Genomic DNA, 18879 nt, shown 5'->3' with positions numbered 1-18879 from the left:
TAAATAATGGGTTTAAACCCTTTTCAATAATACTTCTTTGTTTTTTTATATATGCTTTTATTATTCCATATGTTGCAAGAGTTTTATCTGTTGATGGTATAAACTTATATGTATATCTAATAATTTTTTATTGTGGACTACTATTTTTATGGACAATAAACAATGAAATGAGTTTTCAACTGAATTTCATTTTACTTTTAAATTTAATAGTTGATTTAATAATCTTTGGAGTTTTCATTTGACTAGACTAAAACTAATATTTATTTTTATTATTCTTGTTTTATTAACACTACTTGCAAGGGTATATTTCCTTAGTATTAAATCAAATACTTATTATGAAGAACTTTCTAAAAGAAATTATATTAAAAAAGTCTATGAAGTACCAAATAGAGGTATAATTAAAGATAGAAATGGAAAAGCATTAGCTATGAATAAGCTTGGCTTTTCAATTAATTTAAGACCACATTTAAGATCATATAAAAATAAAAAAAGGCTAAATAAATTAATTGCTTTAATTAATAAACACTTCCCTGAATATGAAAAAGAAAAGTTATATAAAGAGTATAAAAAAGCTGATTCTCCATATAAACATGATTTTGTAAAAGTTGTAAAATATATACCTTATGATAAGTTTTTCAAAAAATATACACTATTTAATTCTTTAGATGATATTCAAATTAAATCAGAAGTAAAAAGAGTTTATCCTTACAAGCAAGATGCTTCTCATATCATTGGTTATGTGGGAAAAGCTTCAAGGTTAGATATCGACAGAAACCCCTTTTCAAAACATAGTGGAATCATTGGAAAAATAGGTTTAGAAAAGTATTATAATAAAAAACTTCAAGGGGAACTTGGGTACAAAAATATTAAAGTAAATGCTTTAAATAAAGAGCTTGAAGTACTTGAAGAGAAAAAACCATCAAGTGATAATGACCTTACAATTTCAATTGATATTGAACTACAAAAATATATCCAAAAAAACTTCCCAGGTAAAGGTGGAGCAGCTATTGTAATGGATGCTCAAACAGGAGAACTTCTTACTGCTAGTTCTTTCCCTGAATTTGATAATAATATTTTTGTTGATGGTATTTCTGTAAAAGAGTGGAACAGAATGAGAAATGATTTTAATCATCCTTTTACAAATAAATTAATTAATGGTAAATATCCTCCAGGTTCTGTTATAAAAATGGGTGTAGCTTTAGCCTTTTTAGAACATGGAATTAAACCTAGTTATACAGTATTTGACACAGGTGCTATAACCTTAGGGAAAAGAAATTTTAGATGTTGGAAGCAAGAAGGACATGGTAAAGTTGGATTTACTAAAGCTATTAGAGAAAGTTGTGATGACTTTTTCTATAAAGGAAGTCTAAAAGTAGGAATAAATAATATCTCAGAAACATTAGCTAAATTTGGTATTGGTCAAAAAACTGGTATTGATTTAGATAATGAACATTATGGAACAAACCCAAATAAGGATTGGAAACAAAAAAGACATAATTTACCTTGGTATGTTGGGGAAACAGTAATTACATCAATTGGACAAGGTGAAATGCTTACAACACCAATGCAAATTGCAAGATACACAGCATTTTTAGCAACAGGTAAGCTTCCAATACCTCACTTCTCAAAAGATAGTTTTCAAGAACCAATTGAAGTTCCCCATGATGAAGATCATTTAGACTTAATAAGAAAAGGTATGTATGAAGTAAATAACCATAAAAAAGGTACTTTATATAGATACTCAAGGAATAGTATTATTACTATGGCTGGGAAAACAGGAACTGCACAAGTTGTATCTATTCCTCAGTCTGAAAAGAAAAGAATGAAAGAGAGTGAACTAGAGTATTATCATAGATCACATGCTTGGATTACTGCTTATGGTCCATACAAAGGTGACAAAAAATATGTTGTAACAGTTATAATTGAACATGGTGGACACGGGGGAAGTGCTGCTGGTTTATTAGTAAAAAATATTTTTAAAAAATTATATGAGTTTGGTTACATAAAAAACCCTAAATAAGTACATCTTTGAGATTTAATTACTTTTTAGATATAGTATTTTCTTATTTTATTTGAGGACGATATTTGAAACTAATATTTAGTTTATTGATTTTTTCTATTTCATTACTTTTTGCCCAAGAAGAAGTAGCACCACCTGTTGTTAATCTTTCAATAGCTGCACTTGAAGAACCAGCACAATTTGTTAAAACAATTAATATTGCTATTATTTTAACTCTTTTAGTTTTAGCTCCTACACTTATCTTAATGGTTACGAGTTTTACAAGATTGATTATTGTTTTTTCTTTACTTAGACAGGCTATGGGACTGCAACAAACTCCACCAAATCAAATTATTATTTCACTTTCTTTAATTTTAACAATTTTTATTATGGAACCATATTTTAAAAAATCTTGGGATGATGCTATTGTTCCATATATGGATGAAAAAATAGGTTATGAAGTAGCTTTTGAAAAGGGAGTTAAACCCTTTAAAGAGTTTATGATAAAAAATACTAGAGAAAAAGATTTAGCCTTATTTTATAGAATAAAAAAAGAAGAAAACCCTAAAAATATTGATGATGTGCCTTTAACACTTTTAATGCCTTCATTCATTGTTAGTGAACTTAAAACAGCCTTTGAAATAGGTTTTTTAATCTTTTTACCATTTTTAGTTATTGATATTATTGTAGCATCTATTTTAATGTCCTTGGGTATGATGATGCTTCCACCTGTAATGATATCCCTGCCCATAAAGATAATCTTCTTTATTGTAATTGATGGGTGGTCATTGATTATTGGAAACTTAGCTCAATCCTTTAAGTGACTTAGTCAAAGGTGTAAGGTATTTCTATAAAAAACTTTGCACCACTATCTGTATTTCGAACATAAAGTTCTCCCCTTAGACTTTCTGTAACAATTTTATAGCTCATATGTAATCCTAAGCCTGTACCCTGTGATTTATGCTTTGTAGTAAAATATGGATCAAAGATTTTATCAATTATCTTTTCAGGAATTCCCTTTGCATTATCTTCAATAGTTATTAAAAAATTCTCTTTGTTTTTTACTAAATTTAGTTCTATCCAAGGTTCTTTAATATCATTCTCTTTTAATGCATCTTTTGCATTATTAATTATATTGATTAAAACTTGATCTAATTCTCCTACAATTGTAGTAAAAATAAAAGTTTCATCTTTTATATTATTCTTTAAAAGAATATGCCTGCTTTTTAATGAATCAGAAACTATACTTATAACTAATTTCAATCTATCTTGTAAATTAACCTCTTTTTTCTTTTTTTTCTCTTTTAAAAAGTTCCTAAAAGTTTCAATTGTATTTGATAAATACTTGGTAGTACTAACTATTCTATTCATATCTTCAGAAATAGATTCATAACTAGGTTTTACACCTAAATCAATATTTAGACTAATTCCTGAAGAAACTGTAGAGATAGTACTTAATGGTTGTCTCCATTGATGGGCAATATTTTCTATCATCTCTCCCATTTGAGCTTGTTTGGTTTGTGATTCTAACTGTTTTATATGCGTAATATCTATAAAGCTAATTACATTAATATTTTTATCTTTTAGTGTAAACTTTTTAAATAGCGCATGAAAAGTTGTACTATCTTTTCTTTTTGCTAAAACTTCTACTGTTTCCTCTGAATTTGATATTTCTTTATATATTAAATCTTTTGATTCTTTAGATACAAACTCTTCAAATAAAACTCCTTTCATCTGCTTTTTATTAAGAAATGAAAATATTTTAACAGCACTTTCATTTGAGTTTATTAATTTATTATCTTTAAAGATTAGTATAGCTTCCATTGTAGAATCAATCAATTGAGAAAACTCATTAATTGATTTTCGCATAAGATGCTGTTTATATAAAAAAAGAAGAAAAATAATAGAAAAGAATAATATAATTTTCCATATTAGACTGTAGTTTATTCCTTTTTCGTATTTTATAACAATCCAATTATTAAAAATTTTTTGTTTTTGTTCTTGACTTATACTATCTATTAGTTTTTGAATAATATTTGCTAAAATAGGTTCATCTTTTCTTACACCAGCACTTAAGTTCCAATAAATATCTGCTTCACCAGCTATTTTTAATTTTATTCTTTGTTCTGATTGAAGTGCATAACTTATTGTTGAAAAAGAATCTACATAACCAAAAACTTCTCCTTTTTCTACTAAATTTAAACCTTTAGAAATATTATCAACATATACTATATTTAAATGAGGATATTTCTCTTTTAAGTTTTTTGCAATACCATAATCTTTTACTAATGCGATTTTTCTATTTTTTAAATTGTTAAAGTCATCTATAAATGAAATATCTAATTTTGTTGCTATTACAATTGGTATTTTTAAATATGAAGATGTAAAGTTAAAAAACTTTTCTCTTTCTTTAGTATGTGTAATTAAAGAGACCATATCACACTTTTTATTTTTTATGTATTCTATTGATTGACTCCAAGAGTTAGTTTTAACAATGTCAAATATTAATCCTGATTTTTGTGAAAAGAGTTTAAAATAGTCTGCACTAAGACCAATATGATTACCCTTTTTATCTAAACTTTCATAGGGTAACCAATCAGGATCAATACATAAATTAACACTTCTTTTAGTATTTATATAACTTCTTTGTTTATCATTGAACATTATACTTGGAGTATAATTCACTCCAAACCATTTTTTATTTAACTTTTCTATTTCTTCAATTGAAGTGTTATCATAAGCTTTATCTATTATTGAGATTAAAATCTTATTTTTATTTAGTGTTGCGAAATGATGATCATCTAACTTTACTTCTTCTACCTTTTTAACAGGATTAGAGATTTTTAAATTAATATATCCATACTTTTTTATATAATAGTTTGCTACATTAGTACTGTTTATTATTGCATCTATTTTCCCTAAACTTAGGGCATTTAGTTTCTCTTCAAAGTTTTTTAAATAAACTAACTCAATCTGAGGATACTTTTTAAAAAAATCTACTTCACCCCAACCTTCAGATACTCCAACTTTTTTACCAAATAAATCTTTTACACTATCGATTTCTTTTTCATTTTCTCTAATTATATAACTTTGAATAACTTTTGAGTAACCTAAAGAAAAACTCATATATTTTTTTCTTTCTTTAGTTTTATAAATAGTGTGTATCAGGTCAAGCTTTTCATTATCTAAATCTTTTAATAATTCATCCCAAGATTTAGTAGAATATTTAATTTTAAGTCCTGTATCTTTTAGAATGAGATTTAATAAATCAATGGAATATCCTAAAGCCCTACCATTTCTATTGAAATCATAGGGTTCATAATCAAATTCATTTGATATTGTTATATATTTTTTATTTTTTATATAAGTTAATTCTTTTTCAGTAAACTTATGATTTGCATACAAAAAGTTTAGAAATAATACTAGCAGTATAAATAGTAACTTAATCATAACATATTCTTTAATAATGAAATTATTATATGTTATATCTTTATACCTTACAAATTAGTAAGAAAAAAAAACTATACTATTTAAAACAAATTTCGTCTTCTTTAGTTGTAATCATGCATAGAAATTCATAATCAACTCCATAACAGGCTTCATAATAATGTTCTACTCCTGCTGGAATATAAATAAAATCACCCTTTTTCGCTTTATATTCTTCATTACCTACAACGACCTTTGCCTCACCACTTAATACATATTGTTGATGTTGAATCATATTTGTATGATTTGGCATAGAACCACCGTCTTTTAGAACTATTTTTCTAACAATAAAATCTTTATCATCTTTTGGAGTTAAAACTGCAATATTTGCATTAACAGTTTTTGGAATATGATTTTGTTCAATACTATTTGAATCTTTTAAATACATAATTATCCTTTTAAATTTATCTAAAATATTATACTATAAATGAAAGGATTTAATTAATGGAAAACTTACAAAATGAAATTATTAGTTTCATTGCAATTGCTATTGTTGTGTTACTTCTAGCACTATTTACAAAAAAAATGGAAGATAAATATAAATAATATTTACTTATAATTGTTTTATTTAATTTTTTAATGTATAATCCCTTAAAATAAAGATTAGGAGTAGATATGCATAAGTTAATATTATATTTATTATTACTATCAACGATTTCTTTTTCACAAATAATTAGTTTTGAAAAAGCATTAAATTCTACTATTGAATACAGTAAGAAAATTAAACAACAAGAAATTCAAATAAAAGAAAAAAATGAAGACTTAGAAAAAATAAAGTCTTATTCTTATGGAAATATAGATCTAGTACATGAGGCTAGTAAAACAAATCATGCAGGTTATGTATTTAATTCAAAGCTTTCATCTAGAGAAGCTACCTTTGAAGATTTTGGTTTTTCTCAATTTGGACAAGCAATAACTACTGAACCAGTTGATTTAAATTATCCAGATAGTAGAAACAATTTTAATACAAAACTTACCTACTCTATTCCTTTATTTACAGGGTTTAAATTATCAAATCAAGAGGATATTATATCCTTAGAAAAAAAAGCTCAAAAAATAAAATTAAATATTGATATTAACTACTTATCACTAGAGGTTCTAAAAGCTTATAATAATGCAGTTGTTGCAAAAGAGTTTTTAAAAGCTTCTAAAGATGCAATAAAAGCTGTAAAAAAGTATGAAGATACAGCAAATGAGTTTTATAAAGAAGGTCTTGTAACAAAGATTGATAAAAAACAAGCTCAAGTTAAAAGACTAAACACCCAAAGTAGTTTTATTCAAGCAAAAAACAATTTTGAACTTTCTCTTGCTTATCTTAGCTTTTTAACGGGTATTGAAAATATAACAGATGTAAATAGTCTCAAAAACTATGAAACAAACATAGATGATTCTTCTTCATTAGCCTTAGAAAAAAGAGATGAAATAAAAATACTAAAAACTACTAATAATCTTTATAAAAAAAGTATTGAATTAAATAAAGCCGCATATTATCCATCTGTTTATTCTTATGTGGAATATGGATTTAATGACAATAAAATTACTACAAATGATAAAAAAGATTACTATATGGCACTTATTGGAGTTAAGTTTACAATTTTTGATGAAACAAGAGAACATGACTTACAAAAAAGTAAACTTCAATATAAAAAATCACTACTTCAAAAAGAAGAGTTAGAAGATAGCATCAAGCTTGAAGTAAAAAGAGCCAAACTAAACCTTAAAGCAAAAAAAAGAGTCTTAGAAGAAAAATTTAAAGCTAAAGAGTTAGCATATGAAGTATTAGAACAATCAAAATTAATGTACAAAAACAAATTAATTTCTATGTCTGAACTACTTAAACAAGAAGCTATCTATAGGCAAAATGAAGCAGAATTAATATTATCAAAATATGAAAAATCACTTGCCTTAGCAAAATTTAATTTAGCTTTAGGCAATGACTTATTTAAAGGGAACAAATGAAAAAAATACTAATTTTAACTATTTTATTGATTATAAATCTACAAGCTTTTGAAATAAGTGGCACAGTGATTTCAGACAATGAAAAAATTATCACTAGTAAATTTATGGGATTAATAAAGCAAGTGAATGTAAAAGAAGGAGATTTTGTAAAAAAAGGTCAAATACTTTATAAAATTGACTCTTCAAATATTGATAGCCTAAAAAAAGAAGCCCTTTTTAATAAACAGATTTTAGAAAATAGCCTTGAAAATATAAAACTAAATTATGAAAGATATGAAAGATTATATAAAAAAGATTTAGTATCAAAATATGATTTAGAACAATTAGAACTTAAATTTAAAAACACAAAAAGTCAAGTAAAAATTGCAAATGCAAAGGTAAAAGAAGTTTTAAAACAATATGATTACTTAAAAGTAAAAGCTCCAAATAATGGCTTAATTATTAAAAAAAATATTAAACAAGGAGAAATAGCAGTACCTTCAATGCCAGCTTTTGTTCTTACAGATTTAGACTCTTTAAAAATAAAATCTTCAATTGCAGAATCGGCTTTACAAGTAGTTAAAATAGGAACTAAAGCACAAGTTGTTATAGAATCAATTAATCTTAAAACAACAGGTGTTATTAGTTCAATTATTCCAGATACAAACAGTATGACTCACTCTTTTATTATCAAACTTTCATTTGATAAAAAAGATAAACAAATTTATCCAGGAATGTACTGTAAAGTATATTTGGAGCTAAATAATGAATGATAATTTAAATATCGCAGGGAAACTAGCAAGAAACTTTATAGAGCACCCTTTAACTTTTATCTTAGCAATCTTTATATTAATACTAGGCTTTATCTCTTTAGAATTTATGCCAAGAGAAGAAAACCCCCAAATAAAAGTTAGCGGAGGAGCAGTTATAGTTGCACTTCCTGGAGCAAAACCCTATGAGATACAAAAAGTAATTATAGAACCATTGGAGAAGAAGATTCGAGAAATCAAAGGTGTTGAATATATCTATTCCTATGCAAAAGACTCTATGGGAATAGTACAAGTTCAATATTATATTGGAGAAGATAAAGAAGAATCAAATTTAAAGCTATATGACCAAATTATGAGAAATATTGATTTGCTTCCAAAAGGAGCTTTACCTCCAATAGTTAAAACAATGGATATTGATACAGATATTCCTATTGCAACCCTTGCATTTTATTCTAAAAACAATACTCTAACTCAAGCTGAACTATACAATGAAGTAAGTAAACTAAGTCATGAAATAAACAAGATAGAAAATGTTGCTTTAGTTGATTTAAAAGGAGAGAAAAAAGATCAATACAATGTACAAATCAATGCAAGTAAACTCTCTTCTTATAACTTATCATTAGGGCAAGTAGCAAATAGGATAAAAGCTTTAGCTCATACAATGCCAAGCATTAAAAGTGATAACCTAGAAGATAATTTAACAATTTTAAATATTAAAAACGCAATAGAGTCAAAAGAGGATTTACAAAATATTATTATCTCATATAATTATGGTGTTGCAGTCTATTTAAAAGATATTGCAAGTATTGAAAAATCATATGATATACAAAATAAAAAAGAAGCAATGCTTTACACAAAAGAGCTTAAAGATGGTATTTCTCAAACAACTTTAACTATATCTAAATTAAAAGGTACAAACTCCGTAACTATAAATGAAAAGATATTTTCTTACATGGAAACAAAAAAAGAGGAATTAGCAAAAAAAGGTATTAAATACGTTATCACAAGAGATGATGGATATACTGCAAATAATGCCGTAAACTCACTTGTTCAAAACTTACTTATCTCTATTTTAATTATTGCTATTTTACTTATCTTTTCATTAGGACTTAAAGAGGCAATGATAGTTTCACTTCTTGTACCAATGATTCTATCTTTAACTTTATTTATAGGCTTTTTATTAGATGAAACCATAAATAGAATTACACTATTTGCATTGATTGTAAGTCTTGGGATGCTTGTTGATGCAGCTATTATTGTGATTGAAAATATAGTAAGACATAAAAAAGAAGACAAAGAAAAACTTGATATAAAAACCTTATCAATAAATGCTACAAATGAAATAGGAAATGCTACAAATATTGCAACGGTAGCTATTATCATGACTTTTATTCCTATGTTTTTTGTTGGAGGAATGATGGGGCAATTTATGCACCCTCTTCCTGTTTTTGTTCCTATTGCACTTGTAGTGTCATTGATTATTGCATATGTATTTACCCCATATTTAGTTAAAAAGTTTCTTTAAGGTTTTAGATGATGAAATTAGAAAAATTTATTTATAATATACTTGAAAATCCTTCTAAATCTATTATAGTTTATGCAATAACATTAGTACTTTTTATTTTAAGTATTTTAACTTTTCCAACTGAAATTACTAAAGCTAAAATGCTTCCAAGTAAAGACTCTGATACCTTTTCAGTATATGTGGATTTAAAAGATGGTTCATCAACAAAACAGACTAAAGAAGTAACATCTTGTATTTCTAAGATACTTATAAATAAAGAGCTTGTAACAAATGTCTCTGTTTTTATAGGAGAAGGTCAACCTTTAGATTTTGCAGCACTTGTTAAACAAAGTGCTTTAAAAGATAAGCAATCTCAAGCAGAGATAATGGTAAATATAAAAAAAGCCTCAAACAGAAATATTCAAAGCTACAACTTTGTAAGTAATATTAGAGAAGAACTACAAAAGGGGTGTTCAAAATACGATGCAAATATCAAACTTATAGAACTACCTGCTGGACCACCTGTTTTGGCTTCTATTGTTGCTGAAATCTATGGAGGAAACTCTTTTGAAAATAGGCGAAAGTTTGCACAAAAAGTGGCTAAAGTTTTAGAAAAGCAAGAGACTTTAGTAGATATTGATATTATGGCTGATGATATATATGATAAGTTTGAAATAACACTAGACAATAATAAAATAATACAAAGTGCTCTTTCATTAGAACAAGTGAAAAACACTTTATATCTAAGCTTTGAGGGTTTAGAGGTTGCTGTTGTAAATGAAGAAGATAAACAAAGTCAAATACCTATATTTTTAAGGCTTGATGATAATAGAATTTTTAAACAAAACAGTAAAAAAGCTATTTTAGAACAGTTTTCAAAATTAAAGCTAATAAATAAGCATGGCTTTAAAATACCACTTAGTGAACTTGTAAATATAAAAAAAGTAAAAAAAGAAGCAACCTTAACTTCTAAAAATCTTGCAAAAATGATTAATGTAATTGCTGAAACAAATAAAGATAGTCAAATATACCCTCTTTTAGATGCAAGAAGTGAGTTTCTAAAAGATTTTGATGATAATTATGAAGTTACTAAAGCAGATATGTTAAACCTTGAATTTACCCACAAGTTAACAAAAGAGAAATTCAAGCTTATTTGGGATGGAGAATTAAAAGTAACTATAGATACTTTTATTGATTTAGGAGGAGCATTTATTATAGCTTTAGTATTAATCTTTTTTCTAATGGTTATTTATTATAAAAGTTTTGCTCTTTCAGCAGCAATTGTATTAGCCTCTTTTGTCTCTATTATTGGAGTTATTTTTGCACATATTATTATGGATGCTATTACAACAGATACTTTCTATTTAACCGCAACTTCTTTGATTGGGTTTATTGGTCTTATTGGAATTAACTCAAGAAACTCAACACTTATAATTGATTTTTCTAAACAATTAGTAGAAGAAAAAAACCTTAGTATAAATGAAGCTATAGCACGGGCTACTGCAACAAGATCAAAACCTATTATTTTAACAGTTCTAACTATGGTTTTTGCATCTTCTCTTCTGGCAACTGATGCAGTATTTGGAGGCTTAGGTGTTGCACTTATTGGAGGAACATTGATGTCATATGTTGTATCAATGTTCTTTGTTCCTGTAATTATTAAAAATCATGTAAAAAAGATTATTAAGAAGTAGTACTAAAAGGGATTTTAACTATAAAACTAGCTCCTAAAGAGTTGTTTTTTATAGATAATTCTCCTTTACAATGGTCATTGATAATTATCTTACTCATATAAAGACCTAAACCTGTACCTTCTTTAGACTTTTTTGTAGAGAAGTATGGGTCAAATATTTTTTCCATAATATTAGGTGGAATACCTCCTCCATTATCACTGATTTCTATATAACAAAACTTATCTTCACATGAAGTAGCAATTTTTATTTCTCCATTAGTTATTTCATTTTCTAAAATTGCATCTTCCGCATTTTTAACCAAGTTTAAAATTACTTGACTTACTTCAGAAGCAAAAACATTTATAGACTCATAACAATCAAAATCAACAATAAGTTTAATATTATTTCCTTCTAAAGAGTTTTTAACGATATTAATAGAGTTTGAAACAATACTTTCTAAAGTTGTATTTGTTTTTTGCTTATCTGTTTTGAAAAAGTTTCTAAAATCATCAATTGTATTTGATAGATGTTGAGAATAATCAGAGATTAAAGAGACTTCCTTTTTTAATTCTTCATCACTTGGTCTATCTTTTATCATCATTCTAAGTAATAAATTATTTGTAGTTGCAGAAATAGCTGTTAAAGGTTGTCTCCATTGGTGGGCTATCATAGAAATCATTTCACCCATTTGAGCTAATCTACTTTGTTGCAATAACTGCTTTGTTTTTTCTTCGTTCTTTTTAACTTCTTGTTTTACTTTATCTTCAAGATTATGAGTTAATATATTTAACTCCTCTTCCATTTCTTTTCTTTTATCTATATCTCTTAAAACAACATGAATTAAGTTTTTATCATCAATTGTAATTGTTGTTAATACAACTTCAAGCCATATATTTTTATTTCTTTTATTTTTAAATACAAACTCAAAAGAGTTTGAGCCCTTTTCAATAGCAGTATCAAGCATTTTATATATATTAAAAACAGAAGATAAACCACTTGGTTGTTTTGTTGGAAATAAATCAGCAATTCCTAAGCCCAAAAACTCTTGTTTACTTTTATATTTCAATACTTTTAATGTGGCATCATTACAATCAATTATCTCTTTTGTATCTAAATGCATTAAAAAAATACCATCAGTAGATTCATGGTATATCTTTTCAAAAAGCTCTTTTTGTTTTGCTAATTGATTACTTTTATACTCTAATTCTTTTGTCTTCTTTTCAATTTCTTCATTTGCTTCTTGAAGCTTTTTATTGTGTCTATTTAAAATATATTGCCTATAAAATAAAATAATAAGAACTAAAAAACTTATAAAACCTATTTCCCAAAATCTTGAAAAATTAACTACACTCTCTAGCCTAACTGAAAGCCACCTATTTTTAATTTCACTTAATTCTTTTTTAGAAATTGAATCTATACCTTTATTTATAATAGGAATCAATTCTTCATAATCGCTTCTAACCATAAATCTAAGATCAAAATTAAACTCTGTTGTTCCACTTATTTTGATATTTTTAAATCCATGATCTGCTATTGTAAGTGATAAAACAGGCAAAATATCAATTACAGCATAAACATCACCCCTTGATAAAAGTTTTAATGCTTCTATATTATCTTCAACCTCTACAAATTTTACCTTTGGGTATTTACTTTTTAGAATTTGATAAGTACTATAAAACTTACCCACTGCTACTTTTTTATTGTTTAAGAATTCTGTATTTGAAATATACTGTTTATCTAAAGTTGTAGCAATTGCAATAGGATAAGAGACATAAGGCTTAGAAAACCTACCATAATATAGTTTATTTCCAGTTATAGCTGCTGATAAGGTTATATCTGCTCTTTTGTCTTTTATAAGCCTCATAGCCTCTTGAAAACTATCTACAGAAGTACAAGTGGAGTCTATTAAAGTTTTATTTTTTATTAATTGCCAAAAGTCATGGGAGATTCCTACAAGTTTACCATTCTCTTCAAAATTAAAAGGTGCCCAACTTTTAGTTACTACACATTTAATCTGTTTTTCGATTAAAAAAAGTTTTTCTTCTTTTGTAAGTTTTATTAAATTAGTTTTATTTTCAATTGAAGTGTCTGCTTTTAATAAAATAACACTAAGGCCAAATATTAAAAACAGGAATTTTTTCATAAATCATATACCATTGCTATTTCATTACAAACAGGAAAGTGTTTACATCGAATACAATCTGCCCAAATCTTATGTTCAGGAATGTCCTCTTTTTCAATAGTAACAAAGCCTAAACTTTTGAAAAATCCTTCTTCATATGTTAAAGAAAGTATTTGTTGTAGCTTATATTTTCTACCCTCTTCTATACAGGCTTGAACAAGTTTTTGCCCTAGTTTTAAGCCTCTAAAATTTTTAGATACAACTAAGCTTCTAACTTCTGCTAGTCTAGCAGAGTGAATATGTAAGGCTGTAAAACCTGCCATTACTCCATCTACTTCTACAACAGTATAAGCTCTAATAGTATTTGCCATTTCATCTTCTGTTCGTAAAAGAATATTACCATTTTCAACTTCTCCTTTTACAAGAGCTTGCATAGTAGTAATATGAGTAACATCAGGTTTAAAAAATTTAATTTCCAAATAGATATCCTGTAATTTTATTTTGAAGTTGTTCTAAACCTCTTTTTTTCAAATTTGAAATAAATATTCCATCGGGGTAAGCTCTTTTTAGTTTTTGTAAATCATTTTGTTTTAATTTATCAATTTTTGTAAAAGCGTGAATTATAATTTGATCCCCTCTTTTAATTGTTTTTAAAAACTCATCAACATTTTTATCAATAGCTAAATCAGTATGTCTTGCATCAATTAAATGAACAAAGATTTGTAAACATAGTCTTTCTTCTAAATAACCTGTTAAATTTTTGTTCCACTCTTTTTTTAGACTTTTTGATACTTTAGCATAACCAAATCCAGGTAAGTCAACAAATCTTCCATAAAGATATGGTAACTCTTCATTGCCTGTTTTAAATTTGATTTCAAAATAGTTAATAAGTTGAGTTTTTCCAGGCGTAGAAGAAGATTTTGCCAATCCTTTTCTATTTGTTAATGTATTCAATAAAGAAGATTTACCTACATTTGATCTTCCTAGAAAAGCCACTTCTGCTCTATCAGGAGCGGGTGAATCATTTATACTTTGTGCTGATGTTAAAAATTGTGCATCTACGATTTTCATTATTTTTTACCACTATCAATATTTAAAATAAACCTTACTGGCTTATTATCTGTTCCACTAACTTTAGCATTTCCCGTTTCTTGATTAATAAAAATCTTTTCACCATAAAGTTTTCTATCTTCAGTTACTTCATTTAAGTAACCTTTTCCTAATACTGTATATTCTTGCTTTATAGGGTCATAAATTACTTTATTCCCTTTTCCTTTATAGTGTTTTCCATTTGAGAAAATTGTAAAACTAACATCTCCCGTTGCAATATACTTTAAAGGTTCTAAATTTTTACCTTGAGACTTTGGCTTCATAAAAACTTCTAATTTATTTGAATTCAATCTATCTTTTGCCATTTTTAATTTTACATTTCCTGTAAAAATTGATATCCCTTTACTGTCATCAGTTTCAAAATTTTTAGCATCAATAATAAGTTTTTCAGTGTTTGCATTTGCAAAAACTAGTGTTGAAGCAAGTGCTAGTTTTAATAATAGTTTCATTAAATTATATTCCTTTATTTATTTTTCATATCTATTTCAAAATGTGTATTATTTGATTTCATAAAATAACTTTTCATATCTAAATATAAGCTATTTCCATTAATAATATTATTATAATAAGTACCATTAAAAGGAAGAGTGTTTGTAGCAATCTCTTCTTTAGCATTATAAAAAAGTTCATCTGTATTTAAAGATATAAAGTTATCTCTTTTAAATCTTACATTTTTGAAAAATTTATAAATATCTCCTCTTTTTACAATTACATCAGAATACAATACATCTGTTACATAATTGTTTTTAGAATCATAACTTTTTAAAGTTAATGCACCTTCATGCATAACATCTCTTTTTTCAAATCTATAAACCTCTTTAGCATAAAGAATTCTATTCATACTATCTGTTGTTAGTGTATACATTGTAGAATCATTAAATACCAATAAAGGAGTTTCCGTTTGATTATCTTTTTTAATTAGATTTTTAACAGGTATAAAATAACTAGTTACAGATAAAGCTAAAAGAATTAAAACAAATACTCTTATAACCATGAGTTTACATATTCCTCTTCTATACCATCTTCTTTAATGATATATTCAATCATCTCTTTTACTGCACCACTTCCCCCATATGCTTCACATCTTATATTAACTACATCATTAATATATTTTGAACCATTTGCAGGAGTAAAAGAAAGTCCAACTTTTTTTAGCATTTTATAATCATTTAAATCATCACCAATTGCAGCAACTTGATTCCAAGAAAGATTCTCTTCTTTTAAAATATTTTCTAAAACTTCATCTTTATTATGAATACCTTGATGAAGATGAGTAATATTTAAATCTTTTGCTCTAGTTTCAACTATCTTAGAGTTTCTTCCAGTAATAATTGCTGCTTTTTTACCAAGCTTTTTTGTCCATGTAGCAATTGCTAAACCATCTGCTACATCAAATGATTTAAGTTCATCACCACTATTTGTATATGTTATTTGTCCATTTGTTAATGTGCCATCAACATCAAGAACAATTAACTCAATCATAAAACACCTTTTGTACTAGGAATTCCTAATTTATCATTCTTTGCCATTGCACGTCTAAGTGCAACTGCAAAGGCTTTAAAACTAGCTTCTAAAATATGGTGTTTATTTCTTCCTCTTTCATTTATTATATGACAAGTAAGTCCTGAGTTCATAACTAAAGCATGAAAAAACTCTTCTGCAAGTTCAACATCAAACTCACCTACTTTTCCACTTAAATTTACCTCATATACTAAAAAAGGTCTATTAGATAAGTCTAAAGCACATGTAGTTGCTGCTTCATCCATAACAACAGTTGCATTTCCATATCTTTCTACATTTTCAATAGGAAAAATTTCATCTTTAAGTGCTTTACCTAAAACGATTCCACAATCTTCAACAGTATGGTGAGCATCAATATGTAAATCACCATCACAAGATAAATCAATATCTATTCCACTATGCTTTGATAAAGCTTCTAACATATGGTCAAAAAAACCTACACCAGTATTTATATTTGATTTTCCATTACCTTGAGTATCTACTTTACACTTAATATCAGTTTCTTTTGTTTTTCTATTAATCTCTGTCATACTATATTCCTATTTTGCAATAATTAGTGCACCACTTAGACCATTTGCTTCTTTAAAGTCTTGTGCTTCTTGTTCTGATCTAAATCCACTAATCCATACTCTATTTAAATCACTTTTTTTAATTATAACATTATATCTATCTTCAAGTATTAACTCAAATTTTCTTTTTGTAATTTTTGCACCTTCAGGCCTACTAAATGCTCCAACTTGAACATAATATCTTCCAACACTTGCAGTTTCTTGTTTCTCTTCTTTAGTTCTTGCAATTTTTGCATTAAAGCCTAATACTTCAATTTTAACACTTGCTGTACCTTTTCCTACCATATCAATTGCATGGGCAGCTTTATTTGAAAGGTCAATAATCCTTCCTGTAATAAAAGGTCCTCTGTCATTAATTCTTACAACAACTGATTTTCCATTTTCTAAATTGTCAACTTTTACCATAGAATTCATAGGAAGTGTTTTATGCGCCGCTGTCATTGCATACATATCATACATTTCACCATTTGAAGTAAGCTTTGCATGGAAATTTGGACCATACCAAGAAGCTATACCTTTTTGAGTATCCCCAACTTTCGCTAAAGTTGGATAATACCACTTACCATGAACTTTATAAGGTCTCATAGTAGCTTTGTGCATAGCTTTAGAGTTTCTAATTTTTTGACTTCCTAATGGTTTAAAAGTTTTCTTTTTTTGAGTTTCACCATAATAAGGAATATATGAACCTACTGTAGATTTTCTTGAACACCCAGTAAAAAGGATTGTTGCACTTAAACTTATAAATAGTATTGATTTTAATGATGACTTACCTAATAACAATTTTATCTCCAATCCTTAAAAGTGATGTTTTTAAGTTATTATCTCTTTTTAATTTTTCTACTTTTATTTTATATCTTTTTGCAATAGAGTACAAAGAGTCTCCACTTTTAACAATATATTTTTTACCTGTTCTATATCTATCACTTGAAAATTTAATTTTCCCTAGCATATCAGTTGGAATAGGTAGAATAATTTTCTGTTTTAAAGAAAGCATGTTTGATTTTAGGTTATTATAATCTTTAATAAGACTATATGGAATTCTATATTTTTTAGAAAGACCATACAAAGTATCTCCACGTTTTACAATATGTACTAAAAATTTTGTATCTTTGATACTATCTTTTGCTTCATTAAATCTACTTAATCTACTATATGGAATATTAATTTCATATACTTTTTTTGTAGGTGGAATAATTGATTGTTTAATATGTTTATTTAAACTTAATAACTCTTCATAACTCATACCAATAGAGTTTGCAATATTTCTTAAATGTAAACCACCCTTTACAGGAACAGTTGTAACAGTTGTTGATATTCCCATATTTAAAAGATGTGAATTCTCTTCATCTCTAATAAAACTTTGTGACTTCATCATTGCTAAAGATATAATTTTTCTAATGTAGCTTCTACTTTCACTTGGAATATATTGTCTACTAATTTTTGTTTGAACTTTTAATAAATCATTTATATCAGGTTTTGTATCCCATTTTTTAACAACATTATAAATTTTTCGTACTTCTCTAAATCTAACTCTTCTTTGTTGATAATCTCTTATTGTTTCTCTATATTTTTTAATTCTTTTATCATGTTCCATTTTAGGATGTTTTTCAACATATAAGTCAAGAGTAGCTCTAGTTATTGCTTCAATTACTCTACCTTCTCCACAGTTATATGCAATTGCTGCTAAATACCATTTCCCAAATAAACTATGCAATCTATTTAAATAATTAGCAGCAGCTTTTGTTGATTTTATTAAATCCATTCTTTCATCAACATATAAATCATTTTCTAATCCATATCTTCTTCCTGTTGCACTCATGAACTGCCAAAGACCAGTTGCTCTTACTCTTGATTTAGCATCCATTGTAAAGTTTGATTCGGCCATTGCCATATAAATAAATACATCAGGAATACCTTCTTCTTTTAAAATCTCTTTGATTTTTGGTAAAAATAAAGATGCTTCATTTAGCTTGTCTATATAGTTGCTTGAATTATATTTACTTTGATAATGGTAATATACTCTTTGAAGCTTGTAATCACTAATAAAAGAAGGTGTTATATCCAATTCTTCTAAGATTTGTAGATCTCTTTGGGAATAACTAGAACCAATTAATGAGGCATAAGAGTACAGTGAGAAAATTATTATGAGAGAAAGAACTTTATTCAAATACTATCCTATTTTTATGA

The 18879-nt window shown here is 26.7% G+C and carries 17 protein-coding genes; 6 read left to right on the top strand and 11 right to left on the bottom strand.

The genetic code is table 11. The features are described from left to right. Positions 1-238: 238 nt before the first annotated feature. Entirely contained in the window at positions 239-2020 is a 1782-nt protein-coding gene (gene mrdA, locus CRV01_RS11040; RefSeq protein ID WP_129008265.1) for a penicillin-binding protein 2, read from the top strand. A gap of 65 nt (positions 2021-2085) precedes the next feature. Beyond that, entirely contained in the window at positions 2086-2823 is a 738-nt protein-coding gene (fliP, locus tag CRV01_RS11035) for a flagellar type III secretion system pore protein FliP (RefSeq protein ID WP_129008264.1), read from the top strand. A 1-nt stretch (position 2824) separates the two neighbouring features. Here fliP and CRV01_RS11030 read toward each other — a convergent pair whose 3' ends face one another. Together CRV01_RS11030 and CRV01_RS11025 are read right to left on the bottom strand one after the other, a co-directional pair. Next, a complete protein-coding gene (locus tag CRV01_RS11030) occupies positions 2825-5449 on the bottom strand; it encodes a transporter substrate-binding domain-containing protein (RefSeq protein ID WP_129008263.1) in 2625 nt (874 codons plus the stop codon). A gap of 76 nt (positions 5450-5525) precedes the next feature. After that, positions 5526-5873 (bottom strand): cupin domain-containing protein, encoded by a 348-nt coding sequence (locus CRV01_RS11025; protein WP_129008262.1) that lies wholly within the window; start codon positions 5871-5873, stop codon positions 5526-5528. Between the two features lie 227 nt (positions 5874-6100). Here CRV01_RS11025 and CRV01_RS11020 point away from each other — a divergent pair, with 227 nt between their 5' ends. Genes CRV01_RS11020 through CRV01_RS11005 form a run of 4 tightly spaced genes read left to right on the top strand, consistent with a single transcriptional unit; the run spans position 6101 to position 11391 of the window. Next, on the top strand, positions 6101-7444 hold the full coding sequence (locus CRV01_RS11020) for a TolC family protein (RefSeq protein WP_129008261.1): 1344 nt from the start codon (positions 6101-6103) through the stop codon (positions 7442-7444). Continuing rightward, entirely contained in the window at positions 7441-8196 is a 756-nt protein-coding gene (locus CRV01_RS11015) for an efflux RND transporter periplasmic adaptor subunit (RefSeq protein WP_129008260.1), read from the top strand. Before CRV01_RS11020 ends, CRV01_RS11015 begins: the two co-directional genes overlap by 4 nt. Next, on the top strand, positions 8189-9718 hold the full coding sequence (locus CRV01_RS11010) for an efflux RND transporter permease subunit (RefSeq protein WP_129008259.1): 1530 nt from the start codon (positions 8189-8191) through the stop codon (positions 9716-9718). The genes CRV01_RS11015 and CRV01_RS11010 overlap by 8 nt, the downstream gene beginning before the upstream one ends. Positions 9719-9726: 8 nt before the next feature. Continuing rightward, on the top strand, positions 9727-11391 hold the full coding sequence (locus CRV01_RS11005) for an efflux RND transporter permease subunit (RefSeq protein WP_258238393.1): 1665 nt from the start codon (positions 9727-9729) through the stop codon (positions 11389-11391). On the opposite strand, the gene CRV01_RS11000 is transcribed toward CRV01_RS11005, so the two are convergent. Genes CRV01_RS11000 through CRV01_RS10960 form a run of 9 tightly spaced genes read right to left on the bottom strand, consistent with a single transcriptional unit; the run spans position 11381 to position 18859 of the window. Next, complete coding sequence (locus CRV01_RS11000; RefSeq protein ID WP_129008258.1) at positions 11381-13513, bottom strand: ATP-binding protein; 2133 nt, start codon at positions 13511-13513, stop codon at positions 11381-11383. The two genes, CRV01_RS11005 and CRV01_RS11000, sit on opposite strands and share 11 nt — an antisense overlap. After that, positions 13510-13971 (bottom strand): N-acetyltransferase, encoded by a 462-nt coding sequence (locus CRV01_RS10995; protein WP_129008257.1) that lies wholly within the window; start codon positions 13969-13971, stop codon positions 13510-13512. The genes CRV01_RS11000 and CRV01_RS10995 overlap by 4 nt, the downstream gene beginning before the upstream one ends. After that, positions 13961-14563, bottom strand: a complete 603-nt coding sequence (gene yihA, locus CRV01_RS10990; protein WP_129008256.1) for a ribosome biogenesis GTP-binding protein YihA/YsxC — start codon at positions 14561-14563, stop codon at positions 13961-13963. Before yihA ends, CRV01_RS10995 begins: the two co-directional genes overlap by 11 nt. Further along, on the bottom strand, positions 14563-15051 hold the full coding sequence (locus CRV01_RS10985; RefSeq protein WP_129008255.1) for an LptA/OstA family protein: 489 nt from the start codon (positions 15049-15051) through the stop codon (positions 14563-14565). Before CRV01_RS10985 ends, yihA begins: the two co-directional genes overlap by 1 nt. A 14-nt stretch (positions 15052-15065) precedes the next feature. Beyond that, positions 15066-15596, bottom strand: a complete 531-nt coding sequence (locus tag CRV01_RS10980) for a hypothetical protein (protein WP_129008254.1) — start codon at positions 15594-15596, stop codon at positions 15066-15068. After that, positions 15587-16084: an HAD family hydrolase gene (locus CRV01_RS10975; RefSeq protein WP_129008253.1), complete on the bottom strand. Its 498-nt coding sequence runs from the start codon at positions 16082-16084 to the stop codon at positions 15587-15589. The genes CRV01_RS10980 and CRV01_RS10975 overlap by 10 nt, the downstream gene beginning before the upstream one ends. Then, positions 16081-16653, bottom strand: a complete 573-nt coding sequence (gene hisB, locus CRV01_RS10970; protein ID WP_129008252.1) for an imidazoleglycerol-phosphate dehydratase HisB — start codon at positions 16651-16653, stop codon at positions 16081-16083. Before hisB ends, CRV01_RS10975 begins: the two co-directional genes overlap by 4 nt. A 9-nt stretch (positions 16654-16662) precedes the next feature. Beyond that, complete coding sequence (locus tag CRV01_RS10965; RefSeq protein ID WP_375234269.1) at positions 16663-17478, bottom strand: septal ring lytic transglycosylase RlpA family protein; 816 nt, start codon at positions 17476-17478, stop codon at positions 16663-16665. Further along, complete coding sequence (locus CRV01_RS10960) at positions 17459-18859, bottom strand: lytic transglycosylase domain-containing protein (RefSeq protein ID WP_129008251.1); 1401 nt, start codon at positions 18857-18859, stop codon at positions 17459-17461. The genes CRV01_RS10965 and CRV01_RS10960 overlap by 20 nt, the downstream gene beginning before the upstream one ends. Between the last annotated feature and the right edge of the window lie 20 nt (positions 18860-18879).

The sequence above is a fragment of the Arcobacter sp. CECT 8983 genome, assembly GCF_004118855.1.
Classification (GTDB): Bacteria; Campylobacterota; Campylobacteria; order Campylobacterales; family Arcobacteraceae; genus Halarcobacter.
The sequence above is the reverse complement of the archived record's forward strand: the minus strand, read 5'-3'. Positions and strand labels throughout refer to the sequence as shown.

Excerpts from the sequence above, each read along its gene's own strand:
- CRV01_RS11005 (WP_258238393.1), top strand. The coding sequence starts at position 9,727 with ATGATGAAATTAGAAAAATTTATTTATAATATACTTGAAAATCCTTCT.
- CRV01_RS11000 (WP_129008258.1), bottom strand. The coding sequence starts at position 13,513 with ATGAAAAAATTCCTGTTTTTAATATTTGGCCTTAGTGTTATTTTATTA.
- yihA (WP_129008256.1), bottom strand. The coding sequence starts at position 14,563 with ATGAAAATCGTAGATGCACAATTTTTAACATCAGCACAAAGTATAAAT.
- CRV01_RS11015 (WP_129008260.1), top strand. The coding sequence starts at position 7,441 with ATGAAAAAAATACTAATTTTAACTATTTTATTGATTATAAATCTACAA.
- CRV01_RS11025 (WP_129008262.1), bottom strand. The coding sequence starts at position 5,873 with ATGTATTTAAAAGATTCAAATAGTATTGAACAAAATCATATTCCAAAA.
- CRV01_RS11010 (WP_129008259.1), top strand. The coding sequence starts at position 8,189 with ATGAATGATAATTTAAATATCGCAGGGAAACTAGCAAGAAACTTTATA.
- CRV01_RS11030 (WP_129008263.1), bottom strand. The coding sequence starts at position 5,449 with ATGATTAAGTTACTATTTATACTGCTAGTATTATTTCTAAACTTTTTG.
- hisB (WP_129008252.1), bottom strand. The coding sequence starts at position 16,653 with ATGACAGAGATTAATAGAAAAACAAAAGAAACTGATATTAAGTGTAAA.
- CRV01_RS11020 (WP_129008261.1), top strand. The coding sequence starts at position 6,101 with ATGCATAAGTTAATATTATATTTATTATTACTATCAACGATTTCTTTT.
- CRV01_RS10985 (WP_129008255.1), bottom strand. The coding sequence starts at position 15,051 with ATGAAACTATTATTAAAACTAGCACTTGCTTCAACACTAGTTTTTGCA.
- CRV01_RS10980 (WP_129008254.1), bottom strand. The coding sequence starts at position 15,596 with ATGGTTATAAGAGTATTTGTTTTAATTCTTTTAGCTTTATCTGTAACT.
- CRV01_RS10975 (WP_129008253.1), bottom strand. The coding sequence starts at position 16,084 with ATGATTGAGTTAATTGTTCTTGATGTTGATGGCACATTAACAAATGGA.